Source organism: Amaricoccus tamworthensis (assembly GCF_049800875.1).
Lineage (GTDB): Bacteria > Pseudomonadota > Alphaproteobacteria > Rhodobacterales > Rhodobacteraceae > Amaricoccus > Amaricoccus tamworthensis.
Genome location: NZ_JBNAFV010000002.1, coordinates 47429 through 59750 on the forward strand (window position 1 = coordinate 47429; position 12322 = coordinate 59750).

Below are 12322 nucleotides of genomic sequence, written 5' to 3' on the forward strand. Positions count from 1 at the left end.
CCTAAATATCGAAATTCGTTGGCAAAACGATCATGTCACGGATGGTCACATTGCGCCCACGTGTGAGCGCAAACACCACCGCGTCGGCCACCTCCGTAGGTTCGATCAGCGAACCGCTTTCCTTGGCCTTGCGCAGGTTTTCCTCCGGCCAGTCGGCCAGAAGCGCGGAAATCACCGGGCCTGGCGAGACCTGACCCACGCGGATGCCGTACTCGCGAAGCTGTCGCCGCATGGTCTGAACGAAGCAGGTGATCGCCCATTTCGAGCCGGAATAGACCGGTTCCCAGGCAATGGCGGAATGGCCCGCGACGGAGCAGGTGACCCAGATGTCACCGGTTTTTCGCTCTTTCATATGCGGAATGATGGCGTGAACGTTCTTCATCACCGCATTGACGTTGAGGTTCAGCATCCGGTCGATGGTCGCCGGGTCGGTTTCGTCGAGATCGCCGCCGATGTAAGTTCCGGCGTTGCAGTAGAGAATGTCGATGTGATCGACCTTTTCGAGGATCTCTGGCACCATGGCGTTGCAGCTGTCCGCATCGAGCAGGTCCGTGACCTGGGCAATGGCGCGGTCGCCCAGTTTGGCGGTCAGATCGGACAGTGCGGCCTCATCGCGGTCGACCATAACGACCGTGGCGCCCTCGGCCAGCAGAGCCTCTGTGGTGGCGAGGCCGATGCCGGAGGCGGCACCGGTTACGGCGGCAATTTTGCCGTTCAGTTTTTCACCCATGTTTTGTCTCCCATAAACAAGAATTTTGTCCAGTGACCGCGGGATCAGACCGCGAGAAAACCGCCGTCAATTGGCAGGACCGCACCGGTCACCATGGCCGCGTCGCCGCTCAGAAGCATAACCATGGCCCGTGCCACGTCCTCAACTTCGGCAAAGCGGCCGATTGGGTGGCGGACCATCATTGGGTCGGCTTTCGCGGGGTCGGACCAGGCTTCTGCCGCGAGTTCAGTCATTGTTACCGTGGGGGCGACGGCGTTGACGCGGATGCCGTGGGGGCCGAGTTCCTTTGCCATCACGCGGCTGGCGCCCTCCAGTCCTGCCTTCGAGGCGGCGTAGCACATGTGGTCCTGGAAACCGCGATGCCCGGCGATGGAGGTGACGTTGAGGATGGAGCCGCCGCCACCGGCGGCGATGCGGGCCCGCGCGAATTCCTGGGCGCAGATCAGCGCGGCGCGCAGATTGATGCCCATCACGGTCTCGTAGCCCTCGTCCGTCATGTCGAGTACGCTTTCCAGCACGTTGGTGCCGGCGCAGTTGATGAGGTGGTCGCAGGTTCCGGCCTGTTTCATGGCGGCGCGGGCGGCGGCGTTGTCCATCAGGTCGGCCACGATGGGCGTGCAGCCGGTTTCCGCGGCGAGGTTGTTGAGGTCGCTTTTTGTTCGGGCAATAGCGACGGTTTTGGCGCCCCGTTTGGCAAGTTCGACCGTCACGGCCCGACCTATGCCCTTGCCCGCGCCGGTGATGATGACGCTCTGGCCTTCGAAATTTTTGTCCATCAGTCCTTCCCCCTGTCTGAGGCTACGATGCCGCGGCAACCGACCGGCGTTTGGCGGGCCGGGTGCAGGCGGTGTGGTAATGGTTGAGGCTTTGGGTGATTTTCCAGATCACGACATCCTCTGGATTGAGTGCTGCGCCCGCGAACCGCTCCGCTCCGGGCAGGTGCTGCCAGATCAGGGGCAGGGGAACGGAGCGGCCCTGAAGGGTGTCGTAAAGTTTCGACACGGCCAGTTGGGCGGGTTCGGTGGCCCAGTAATAGCGGATGCGGTCGGAGAGCGAGTAGTGACGCAGGAGCTTCAGTTCGCCGTCGTCACCATTGTAGTGCCGAGCCCAATGCCCTGGCCGGTCCAGCATGAGGGACTCCATGGCCTGGTACAGGGGCCGGTCGCCGTAGCCGGGGACGAGGTCGGAGGCGATCAGATCGAGCGCGTAGAGCGCCTCGCGCATCACAAAGGTAAGTTCCGGGCCGACCTTGAGGATCGGGAAACCGTCGCGGACGAGTTCCGCGAGCGGGCAGGTCATCTGGTAGTCGGTTGAGTGGGCCTCGAAAACGAACTGCGGATGGTTTTCGAGGACGGAGATGAGGCTGGTGGCCTTGTCGGGTTCGTAGAGGATGACGTTGCGGTTGCCAAATTCCACGCCGGGCTGGACGACCAGACCGATGACGCGGGCGAAAGCGTCGGTGAGACCGTGTTTTGCGAAGACCTCACCATGGATTTCGAGGGTTCGGGAGGCAGCTTCGGCGGAGGTGGGTTCAATGGAGGAGAGCGCGTGATCGGCGCCGCCGGGCGGGGGGACCTCCGTGCCGATAACGTAATGCGGCAGCGGCAGGTTGTGGGCTTTGGCGGTGTCCTCGGCGACTTTCGCGAGTCGTGCGGCACGGTCGGCGGTTTTGGCGTCGTCGAGGGCCGGGGGCTCACCGGCGCAGCCCATGGAGGCGTCGAGATGGATCTTGCGGAAGCCGGAGGCCACGTATTCCGCGACCATTTTTTCGGCCTCGGCCAAGGCGTCCTCAGCCGGTCGGTCACGCCAGGGGTTTGGCCCGAGATGGTCACCGCCCAGGATGATGAGGTCTTTGGGGCAGTTCTCAGAGTCGGCCAGGCTGTTGACGAGGCTCGCGAAATCGGCCGGTCTCATGCCGGTGTAGCCGCCCTGGTGGTTGACCTGGTTGCATGTCGCCTCGATCAGGACGGTTGAGCCGTTGTCGCGTCCGTGGCGCAGGGCCGAGCGGAGAACGGACGGGTGTGCGGAGCAGACGGAGGTGATCCCGGCGGGCGTGCCGCGGCGGTAGAGAGGGGCGAGGTCGGTCAGGGTGACGGGCATTACGGGTTCCTCGGGGTGGCGGCAATGAACGCGTCGAGCTGCTCCCGCGTGCCCGCGCCTTCCATCGGGCCGCGGATGGTGGCGTTGCGCGCGCCCGCGGCGTTGGCGAAGGTCAGGGCCTCATTTACGTCCATGCCGAGGCGGCGACTGGCGACATAGGCCCCGCCGAAACAGTCGCCCGCGCCGGTTGGGTCGATTTCCTGGATTTTGAAGGCAGGGGCAGTGAAGGTCTCACCGCTGGCGAGGTGGCAGGATGAGCCGTTGGCCCCACGTTTGATGACAACTTCGGAGACGCCGAGTTCGAAGAGGCGGGTGATGGCGGTGTCCTCGCCGTCCTTTGGATCGGTGCCGGAGGCAACGTAGATTTCTTCGCCCGAAGGCAGCAGGAGGTCGGCACGCGCGACGGTTTCCGCGATACGGGCGTCGATGCCTGGATCGGCGCGCAGTTCGCTGCGCATGTTGGGGTCGAGAGAGACGGTGCCGCCGCGTTGCCGGATGGTTCTGGCGGCACGGTCGATCATCTTCCAGATGTTCTCCTGGACCAGCAGCGTACCCATGATGTGCAGGTGTCCGGCGCGGGAAATGACAGCCTCGATCTCCGGGGACCAGGTGAGGGAGCCGGCGGCGGAGGTCCACATGTTGAAGACGAAATTGCGGTCGCCATCGGGGCGGTAGCGCACGAAGGCGGTGCCGGTGGGAAGTTCCGGATCGACCATGACGCCGGAGATGTCCACGCCATCGGCGCGCAGGCGGTCGGTGTTCACGCGCCCGAAATCGTCCTGGCCCACTGCACCGATCATGGCCGCGGTGCCGCCCATGCGGGCGCACTGGTCGATGAAGATGGCGGGGGCGCCGCTGGGATAGGGTCCAATGAAGGGCTGTTCATCAAGGAAGCCCTCGCCGGTGGTGGTGGCGACGATTTCCACGAGGATCTCGCCGATGCAGACCGTGGGGCCGAGTGTTTCCGGGGCGGGGCTTTTGACTTTGGTCATTCTGCGCTTTCCCGGTCAGGTGTCGGCTGCGTGCTTTTCGAGCAGCAGTTCGGCGGTGAGGTCGTCGGTCACCAGGGTGTCCACGAGGCCGCGGCGGCAGGCGGCGGCGATGATGTCGACCTTGTGGGGACCGGCGGCGGCCATGATCTTCTCAGGCACCTGCTGCACCTGTTCGAGGAGCATGCCGATGGTTCGGTCGTCCACCTCGCGGGATACGGGTGTGCCGTCGCGGGTTAGGAACTGGCCGAGCACGTCGCCGATGGCACCGGCGGCGATCAGGCCCTCAGGGGTGAGTTCACGGGGCAGTCCATGGGATACGAGGAACGATTTGTGCGAGACGTTGGAGCAGGTCAGAAGCACGGCGTCGAGGGACTCGAATTTGCGAAAATGTTCGCTGAGCGAGTACTGCGAGAGGAACAGGTCACGGTCGATGCCCTCGGAGAGGTAAATCGGAGCGGTCAGGATGGAGTAGTGCGCGCCAAGGACGTCGGCGAGACCCGATACGACGCCGAAGGAGTTGAAGGTGGAGCCCTTGGCGGTTCCACCGAGGATTGAGACGATTTCCAAGTCCGGGTGGGACTGCCGCGGGAGCTTGCGGATGGCGGCGTCCAGGGTCAGGCCCCAGGATACGCCGATGGATTTCCAGGCGGCGTTGCGCAGGCGCTCGGTCATGAAGGCCGCGAGCGCGGCGCCAACGGGGCGGTGGTAGTCATAGTCGTTGCGGTTGACCGGGCTGATAATGGCGCCGGTGATGCCGAGCGCGTTTTTCAGGGCGTCCTGCTGCTTGGAACGGGCAAGAAACGGCGACTCGATCTGGATTTTCACGAGGCCCAGGGATTTGGCGCGCTGGATGCTCTGGTTGACGCGCAGGCGGGTTACGTTGAGCATCCGGGCGATTTCCGCCTGGGTCATTTCATTGACGAAGTAATGCCAGCAGACCTCCACCAGGAATGCCTCACTGTCCTCAATCGGTTCACGCGCCACGTGTTTCCTCCCAACCGTGTTGTCTTATCTGACAATCACACGGGTCGGAGCGTGACATGGATTACATATGAATGACAAGATGAACATTTGAAAATTTTCAGTTGCATGGTGGTGCTTACAGATGCATCCTGAATTCGGAAGGATGCGCGAATCGCTTCGGCCGGCTTCGGTTTGGTCCGCGTGAACGGCCTTCGCAATAAACAGGGAGGAAGCACATGAGCTTTGCACTGAAATTCGGCGCATCCGCGCTGGCCATGAGCGTTGCGGCAACGGCCGCATTCGCGGATGACGCGTTCTGGAAACAGGCGGCGGAACCGTACCAGGGCGTGACCCTGAGAGGCGTGACGGAGTCCTCGCCGCCATCGCTTTACATTCGCGAGGTGCTTGCCCCGCAGTTCGAGGAACTGACCGGCATTCGGGTGGATGTTGAGACGACCTCCTGGGACCAGATGTTCGACAAGGCCATCAAGGACATGGAAGCCGGGACCGGCATCTATGACATGGTCTATATCGAGCAGGACATCATCTATTCCTATCTGGCCCGTGATTTCCTCACCGACCTGACGCAGCTGATGGAGGACAATCCCGATCTGGTTGCGCCGACCTATAGCGAGGACAATTTCACGACCTTCGCGGATTACTTCAAGAATGAGGAAGGCCATCTGTTCGGCGTGCCGATGGAAGCCTTCATCAAGGTCTATCTCTACCGCAAGGACCTGTTCGAGGATCCTGACATACAGGCCGCGTTCAAGGAGAAAACCGGACGTGACCTCGTGCCCGCCGCGACCCATGAGGAGTATTCCGAGATTGCGCAGTTCTTCACGGACTGGGGCAAGGAAAACGACATGGAGCTGTGGGGCACCACGGCACAGGCGCATACCGGTCATGTCGCGTCGTGGTACGAGTATGTTGAATCCGTTGCACCCACGTTTGGCGTCTACAACTGGGGCATCAACGCGGATAACAACTACGCCGCCTCGGTTGAGAATGGCGGAACGATGAACAGCGAGGAGGCCAAGGAGGCGCTGACCTGGTGGCTGTCCATGCGTGATATCGCGCCGCCCGAGTCCGTGCAGTCGACCTGGACCGAGGTTGGTACGACCTTCGGTGCGGGACGTGCGGCGCAGGGTCTGGTTTACGGTGAGAATGCCGGCTGGATCGCAGCTGACGAGACCAAGTCCCTCGTGGTCGGCAAGGTTGGCGTGGCTTTGCCGCCGCTGGCTGATGGCGTCATGGACGAGGTGGAATCCGGCGAGGGTTACATCGGCTACTACGATGGCGGTGCGTTCGGTCTTCCGTCCACGTCCAAGCAGAAAGAGGCCGCGGCCCTGTTCCTGCAGTATATCGGTCAGAACGAGGTTCAGCCTGAATGGGCCGTTGCGGCGCCGCGCGTGACCAACACCGCGACCTATGACGACCCCAAGGTTCAGGACATGAACGAGGAACTGGGCGGTTACTACGACATGCTCAAGGACAAGGGTTACCTGTTCGCGGGGGCGCCGGCCTATCCGTTCCACGCGCAGGTTCGTGAGACCGTTGCGCCCACCTTCTACAGCATCCTGACCGGTGATCTGAGCGTAAGCGATGGTCTCGACCAGATGGCTGCGGAGGCCGAGGCCGTTCTGACGGATCTTGGCTACCGGAACTGACGGGGCGCGTTTCGTCCAAATGACTTGGGGTCGTCGCCTTTGACGGCGGCGGCCCGACCATAAAAACCGGGTCGGCCTGCGGGTGGCGGGCGAGACCCAGAAACAATCAAACACGGGAGGGTGATGATGCAGTCCAACAGGCTTGGCTGGATTCTGCTGGCACCGACGCTGGTAATCCTGTTTTTCTTCGGCGTCCTGCCCTTCATTTACGTCGTTTATGTCTCGTTCCATCAGTGGAACCCGTTCGCCGCAAATCCGGAGATGATTTTCAACGGCGCGGACAATTTCCGCCGGATCGTCTTTGATGCGGAGTTTCTGAATTCTGTTGGCGTCACGGTGGCTTTCGTGTTTTTCGCGGTCGTGTCGGAGCTGATCGTGGGATATTTCCTGGCGCAGGCTTTTATGAAGGACTTCCCCGGCAAGGCGTTTTTTCGGACCATTCATACGCTGCCCCTGATTATGGCGCCCATTATCGTGGGATCGGTCTGGAAGCTGATGACCACCCCCTCCATCGGGATCATTCCCCATTACCTCGATGAGTGGTTCGGCATCACGATGAACATTGGCACCTCGGCACCGGCCGCGTTTGCCACCATTGTCATCATGGATGTCTGGCACTGGACGCCGCTGGTGACGCTGACGCTGATTGCGGCACTTGTTTCGCTGCCGGCCGATCCGTTTGAGCAGGCGCAGATTGATGGCGCGAACAGCCGTCAGATTTTCTGGCACATCACCCTGCCGATGATCATGCCCGCGGTTGTGGCCACGGTGTTTATCCGGCTGATGGATGCGCTGCGCACGGTGGATGAGGTTTGGATGCTGACCGGTGGGGGGCCTGGATCGGCCACGAGGTTTGTGGGCGTTCACATTTTCAAGGAAGTGTTCCCGAAGACAAATTACGGTTACGGATCAACGATTTCGGTGATCGTTCTGTACCTGACCATTGTTGCGTGCTGGCTGCTTTACGTGACCATGCTCGCGCCGCGTAACACGAAGAAGGACTGAGGTTATGAAAAAACAAAGTCCCATTATCGGTCTGTTTTTCTGGATCCTTGTCAGCTTCCTGACGCTGTTTCCGATTTACTGGCTGTTCGTGATTTCCGTGAAACCGGCGGTGCAGCTGTTCAGCACGCCGGATGTGATCCTGAGCGATCCCTACTGGGGGAACTATGCCAAGGTCTGGGGTGACCGGCTGCTGCGCAGTTACATGGTCAACTCGCTGATCATTTCGAGCGGCAACGCAATCCTGTGTACGGTGCTCGGCTTCTTTGCCTGTTATGCCCTGTCGCGGTTCAACATGAGCGGCAAGGAGTCGATCTTCTTCTGGACGATCACCAACCGTATGGCGCCGCCGGCGGTGTTCCTTCTGCCGCTGTTCCTGCTGATGACGCAGGTCTATGCGGTCGGGGAATGGCGGCTTCTGGATACGCGGATCGGCATGATTTTGGTGTACTGCACGTTCAATCTGCCGTTTGCAATCTGGACGTTGCGCCCAACGGTGGATGGTATCCCCAAGGAGTTGGATGAGGCGGCATTCGTGGACGGGGCGAGTCCGTGGAAGGTGATCACCGAGGTCGTGTTCCCGCTCTGCCGGCCTGGGCTTGCCGTGACGCTGATCCTGACATGGGTGTTTGCGTGGAACGAGTATCTGCTGGCGGCGACGCTGACAAATTTCAATGCGCGCACGCTCACCACGGGTTTGTCTGAGTATGTGACCACGACCGGTACGGAGTGGGGCATCATGGCGACGATTTCGGTCTTTACTCTCATTCCTGCGCTGATCGTGTTTGGCATGGTGCAGCGGCATATCGTGGCCGGTCTGACCTTCGGTGCGGTGAAAGGATAGGGATATGGGTGACACACACGAAACCCCGCTTGCCTCCGCCAGCCTGGAGGAGGACGACACTCTGGAAAGCGCGGGTGAAAACCACGGCTTTCTGCCCATTGAAACAAACTGGTTCGACCGGCTTTTCATTTCGGTCGTGATCTGGGTGGCGCTGTCGCTGTTCTGGTTCCGCTTCGTGGAACCGCTGGGACTGTCGATCTGGATTTCAAATGCCATAGCAGTTGTGTTGGCGATTTTTATCGTCAGGAAAGGATAAGCGGATGAAGTCTCTCGTTCTGGAAAAGAAGGATGCGCTGTCCCTTCGCGATTTTCCCGGGATCGACCGCGAGGAGGAGGTTCTCGGCCCGCGGGACGTGCGCATCAAACTGCACACGGTCGGGATCTGTGGCTCTGACGTGCATTACTACACCCATGGGCGCATCGGGTCGTTTGTGGTCAATGAACCGATGATCCTGGGGCATGAGGCGTCTGGAATTGTGATCGAGACCGGGTCGGAGGTTTCGACGCTGAAGGAGGGCGACCGTGTCTGCATGGAGCCGGGCATTCCTGATCCGAACAGCAGAGCCACGCGGATGGGGATGTACAATGTCGATCCGGCCGTGCGCTTCTGGGCGACGCCGCCGGTGCATGGCATCTTGCGGCCGACCTGTGTGCATCCGGAGGCATTTACCTTCAAGCTGCCTGAGAATGTGAGTTTTGCCGAGGCCGCGATGGTGGAGCCTCTGGCCGTCGGGGTTCATGCGGCGACGAAGGCGCGGATCAAGCCGGGGGACATCGGTGTTGTCATTGGTGCGGGGCCGATTGGGCTTGTGACCGCGCTGTCGGCGATTGCGGCGGGATGTGCCCGGGTTTACGTGGCCGATCTGGCGGAGAAAAAGCTGAAGATCGCGGCCGGTCTGAGCGGGGCCATCGTGCCGATCAATGTGACCGGTGAGAGCATTGCGGAACGGGTTGCGGCCGACACCGACGGCTGGGGCGCGGATGTGGTGTTTGAGGCGACCGGGTCACCCAGGGCTGCGGCGGGTGTGTTTGAGCCGCTCGCGCCGGGCGGATGCGTGGTGATGATCGGCGGGCAGCCGGATCCGATCAGCTATGACGCGGGTGCGGCGATGGTGCGCGAGGCGCGGGTGGAGAACATTTTCCGTTATGCCCACGTGTTCCCGCGCTGCGTGTCGATGCTGGCCTCGGGCCTGATTGACGTGAAGCCGCTGATCACGCGCACATTTGAGTTTGATGAGAGCGTGAAGGCGTTTGAAATCGCGGCATCGGCCCCGCCGGCTGACGTGAAAATGCAGATCGAACTGCCGCAATAGGGGGGCAGGCCAATGGCCGATGTAAAAATAGACAATGTAATCAAGCGCTTTGGCAGTACCCAGGTCATGCATGGGGTGAGCGTCGATATTCAGGATGGCGAGTTTGTCGTACTGGTCGGTCCATCGGGATGCGGCAAGTCGACGCTGCTGCGCATGCTGGCAGGGCTTGAGCAGATCAGCGATGGGACCATTTCAATCGGTGGGCGGGTTGTGAACAACGTGCTGCCGAAGGAACGGGACATCGCGATGGTGTTCCAGAGCTATGCTCTTTATCCGCATAAAACGGTGTTCGACAATATCGGGTTTCCCCTGAAAATGGCGAAGCGGCCGCAAGCGGAGATTGAGGAGAAGGTCACAAAGGCCGCAGAGGTTCTGGACCTGTCGAAATACCTCAAACGCTATCCCAAGGAACTGTCGGGCGGTCAGCGTCAGCGCGTGGCGATGGGCCGGGCGATTGTGCGCGACCCGCAGGTGTTCCTGTTTGACGAGCCACTGTCGAACCTCGATGCGAAGCTGCGCGTGACGATGCGGGTGGAGATCAAGGAACTGCATCAGAGGTTGGGCACGACGATTGTCTACGTCACCCATGACCAGATCGAGGCCATGACCATGGCGGACAAGATCGTGGTGATGCGCGACGGGCGGGTCGAGCAGATCGGCTCGCCGCTGGATCTCTATGATAGCCCGGACAACGTTTTTGTGGCCGGGTTTATTGGCTCGCCGTCGATGAATTTCGTGCATGGCAAGGTGGCGATGGTGGAGGGGACGAAGCAGTTTGTGTCCGCCTCCGGGCTTACCCTCCCTCTGCCGGAGACGGCGGCCTCCGAGGGGCAGGACGTTATCTACGGCATTCGGCCGGAGCACATCCAGATCGGTGAAAGCGGTGTGCCGATGAGTGTGGTCGTGGTTGAGCCGACCGGGTCCGAAACCCAGATCTTCGCCAAGCACGGTAAGGATCTGGTCGATGCCCTCGTGAAGGAGCGGATTATGGCACGGCCGGGGTCATCGCTTGGGTTCATCATCGACCCGGCCGATGTTCATCTGTTTGACCGGAAGACGGAAAAGCGTATCTGACTCGGGATTGGCCTCTGGTCAGGGCCGCGTGGACGGCCCTGGCAATCACGCGTTCCTCGTCGGTGGGGATGACGAGGACGCGGGTGGGACCTGTGCCGATTTCCGTTTCGCGGTTGGCGTTGGCCTCGGCATTGATCTCGATGCCGAGGAACTCCAGGCCCTTCACGATGCGCTGGCGGATCGGGGCCGCGTTTTCACCGATGCCTCCGCAAAAGATCAGCCCGTCGAGGCCACCGAGGACGGCGGCCAGCGCGCCGATTTCGCGGCGGGCGCGGAAGACATAGTAGTCGATGGCCTCGGCCGCGTCGGGGCTTTCGGATTTCATCAGAGTGCGCATGTCGCTGGAAATGCCCGAGAGGCCCAGCAGGCCGCTGCGGTCGTAGAGCATTTCGCGGACTTCCCGCGGTGACATGCCAACCTGTTCAATGAGGTGCAGTACGGCACCCGGATCGATCTGGCCACAGCGGGTACCCATGGGCAGGCCGTCAAGCGCGGTGAACCCCATGGTGGAGCCGACGCTCTGGCCCGCGCGGACGGCACACATGGAGGCCCCGTTACCGAGATGGGCGATGATGATCCGGCCGCGGTGGAGGTTGGGAAAGGCACGTTTGACCTCGCCAGTGACATAGTCGTAGCTGACCCCGTGAAAGCCGTAGCGGCGCACACCCTCGTCATAATGCCTGCGGGGAATGGCGAAGGTGTCGTTGACCCAGGGGTGGCCGCGATGGAATGCGGTATCGAAACAGCCGACCTGGACCGCGTCCGGGAACGCGGCTTTCGCGACATGCACGCCCGCGAGGTTGTGGGGCTGGTGCAGGGGTGCGAGGGGGATGAGGCCGGAAAGGGTTTCGATGACGTCCGGTGTCAGGGTGGCCGGGCCGCAAAAATCGAGCCCGCCGTGCACGATCCGGTGTCCGACGCCCGCGATTTTCAGCCCGTCGAGGCTGTCGTGCAGAACTGCCATAACGGCGGAGATGGCGGCGGCATGCGTAGCCGCGGCAACCTCGAGGGTGGTTTTGTCGCCGTTTTTGCGGAGGACGAGCCGTGCGGTTTTTCCGATCCCGTCGACCTGGCCGGTGAGCAGTTCCTCCGGTTCGGGGGCATCCGCATACAGGCCGAATTTGAGGGAGGAGGAGCCGGTGTTGAGCGTGAGGATGCCGCGCATCTGTGAAAACCTGCTGCCCCCGTCGCTTTCCGTGTCGCGGAAGGGAAACCATCCGGGTGTTCGGGTGTCAACCGGTGTCAGAAAAGGTTCACATGGGGTGGTGAAAATGGTTGGGATTTGGGTAGTTTTTTGGAGTTTTCCCTCCTTATCCGGGCGTTTGGCGAGGCCCGCATCGTCAGCGTCGCGAACTCTATATTTCTGACAGGGTGTCCGCCGGAGTCACCCCCGTTTGGTTTTAGGTTTCCCGAATAACGTATGGGTGATCGTCACAATACTTCCGGAAAAAAGCGAGCGAATTCCGGCATTCTGCTGTATGGTCGGAAAAGCGCCGTCGCGGCGCGGTCGGCTTGACCTTTGTTCCGGCGATCTTCAACCATGGGGTGTGCCGGTATGGTGCCGATGTATGGGGGGACATGCAGGTGATTACAAAAGGTGAGACAAATCAATATCTTGAACATGTAGATACCGG

The 12322-nt window shown here is 61.2% G+C and carries 12 protein-coding genes; 6 read left to right on the forward strand and 6 right to left on the reverse strand.

Going from position 1 to position 12322, the window contains the following annotated elements; genetic code table 11:
• Position 1: 1 nt before the first annotated feature.
• From ACP15P_RS04595 to ACP15P_RS04615, 5 genes are read right to left on the reverse strand one after another with little or no spacing between them, the layout of a single operon-like run.
• Entirely contained in the window at positions 2 to 730 is a 729-nt protein-coding gene (locus ACP15P_RS04595) for an SDR family oxidoreductase (protein WP_424927335.1), read from the reverse strand.
• Positions 731 to 774: 44 nt separating this feature from the next.
• Positions 775 to 1506, reverse strand: coding sequence for an SDR family oxidoreductase (locus tag ACP15P_RS04600; protein ID WP_424927336.1), 732 nt, complete (start codon positions 1504 to 1506; stop codon positions 775 to 777).
• A 22-nt stretch (positions 1507 to 1528) separates the two neighbouring features.
• Entirely contained in the window at positions 1529 to 2830 is a 1302-nt protein-coding gene (locus tag ACP15P_RS04605; protein WP_424927337.1) for a D-tagatose-bisphosphate aldolase, class II, non-catalytic subunit, read from the reverse strand.
• The gene (locus ACP15P_RS04610; protein ID WP_424927338.1) at positions 2830 to 3822 is read right to left on the reverse strand and encodes a tagatose kinase; all 993 of its coding nucleotides are present in this window, start codon (positions 3820 to 3822) and stop codon (positions 2830 to 2832) included. Before ACP15P_RS04610 ends, ACP15P_RS04605 begins: the two co-directional genes overlap by 1 nt.
• Before the next feature lie 15 nt (positions 3823 to 3837).
• On the reverse strand, positions 3838 to 4806 hold the full coding sequence (locus tag ACP15P_RS04615; protein ID WP_424927339.1) for a sugar-binding transcriptional regulator: 969 nt from the start codon (positions 4804 to 4806) through the stop codon (positions 3838 to 3840).
• Positions 4807 to 5021: 215 nt separating this feature from the next.
• Between ACP15P_RS04615 and ACP15P_RS04620 the strand changes: the two genes are divergently transcribed.
• The 6 genes from ACP15P_RS04620 to ACP15P_RS04645 all read left to right on the forward strand — a co-directional run bounded on the left by ACP15P_RS04620 (position 5022) and on the right by ACP15P_RS04645 (position 10688).
• Positions 5022 to 6455 carry an extracellular solute-binding protein gene (locus ACP15P_RS04620; RefSeq protein WP_424927340.1) on the forward strand — a complete coding sequence of 478 codons (1434 nt, stop codon included), beginning with the start codon at positions 5022 to 5024 and terminating at the stop codon, positions 6453 to 6455.
• 123 nt (positions 6456 to 6578) lie between these two features.
• On the forward strand, positions 6579 to 7460 hold the full coding sequence (locus ACP15P_RS04625; protein ID WP_424927341.1) for a carbohydrate ABC transporter permease: 882 nt from the start codon (positions 6579 to 6581) through the stop codon (positions 7458 to 7460).
• A gap of 4 nt (positions 7461 to 7464) precedes the next feature.
• On the forward strand, positions 7465 to 8301 hold the full coding sequence (locus ACP15P_RS04630; protein WP_424927342.1) for a carbohydrate ABC transporter permease: 837 nt from the start codon (positions 7465 to 7467) through the stop codon (positions 8299 to 8301).
• Positions 8302 to 8305: 4 nt separating this feature from the next.
• Positions 8306 to 8557: a DUF2160 family membrane protein gene (locus tag ACP15P_RS04635; protein ID WP_424927343.1), complete on the forward strand. Its 252-nt coding sequence runs from the start codon at positions 8306 to 8308 to the stop codon at positions 8555 to 8557.
• Positions 8558 to 8561: 4 nt separating this feature from the next.
• A complete protein-coding gene (locus tag ACP15P_RS04640; RefSeq protein WP_424927344.1) occupies positions 8562 to 9614 on the forward strand; it encodes an NAD(P)-dependent alcohol dehydrogenase in 1053 nt (350 codons plus the stop codon).
• Positions 9615 to 9626: 12 nt separating this feature from the next.
• On the forward strand, positions 9627 to 10688 hold the full coding sequence (locus ACP15P_RS04645) for an ABC transporter ATP-binding protein (protein ID WP_424927345.1): 1062 nt from the start codon (positions 9627 to 9629) through the stop codon (positions 10686 to 10688).
• Here ACP15P_RS04645 and ACP15P_RS04650 read toward each other — a convergent pair.
• On the reverse strand, positions 10633 to 11853 hold the full coding sequence (locus ACP15P_RS04650; protein WP_424927346.1) for an acetate/propionate family kinase: 1221 nt from the start codon (positions 11851 to 11853) through the stop codon (positions 10633 to 10635). The genes ACP15P_RS04645 and ACP15P_RS04650 overlap by 56 nt on opposite strands.
• Between the last annotated feature and the right edge of the window lie 469 nt (positions 11854 to 12322).

Bases quoted from the DNA above. Each gene is read 5' to 3' on its own strand.
- ACP15P_RS04595 (WP_424927335.1), bottom strand. From the start codon at position 730: ATGGGTGAAAAACTGAACGGCAAAATTGCCGCCGTAACCGGTGCCGCC.
- ACP15P_RS04600 (WP_424927336.1), bottom strand. From the start codon at position 1,506: ATGGACAAAAATTTCGAAGGCCAGAGCGTCATCATCACCGGCGCGGGC.
- ACP15P_RS04605 (WP_424927337.1), bottom strand. From the start codon at position 2,830: ATGCCCGTCACCCTGACCGACCTCGCCCCTCTCTACCGCCGCGGCACG.
- ACP15P_RS04610 (WP_424927338.1), bottom strand. From the start codon at position 3,822: ATGACCAAAGTCAAAAGCCCCGCCCCGGAAACACTCGGCCCCACGGTC.
- ACP15P_RS04620 (WP_424927340.1), top strand. From the start codon at position 5,022: ATGAGCTTTGCACTGAAATTCGGCGCATCCGCGCTGGCCATGAGCGTT.
- ACP15P_RS04625 (WP_424927341.1), top strand. From the start codon at position 6,579: ATGATGCAGTCCAACAGGCTTGGCTGGATTCTGCTGGCACCGACGCTG.
- ACP15P_RS04630 (WP_424927342.1), top strand. From the start codon at position 7,465: ATGAAAAAACAAAGTCCCATTATCGGTCTGTTTTTCTGGATCCTTGTC.
- ACP15P_RS04635 (WP_424927343.1), top strand. From the start codon at position 8,306: ATGGGTGACACACACGAAACCCCGCTTGCCTCCGCCAGCCTGGAGGAG.
- ACP15P_RS04640 (WP_424927344.1), top strand. From the start codon at position 8,562: ATGAAGTCTCTCGTTCTGGAAAAGAAGGATGCGCTGTCCCTTCGCGAT.
- ACP15P_RS04645 (WP_424927345.1), top strand. From the start codon at position 9,627: ATGGCCGATGTAAAAATAGACAATGTAATCAAGCGCTTTGGCAGTACC.
- ACP15P_RS04650 (WP_424927346.1), bottom strand. From the start codon at position 11,853: ATGCGCGGCATCCTCACGCTCAACACCGGCTCCTCCTCCCTCAAATTC.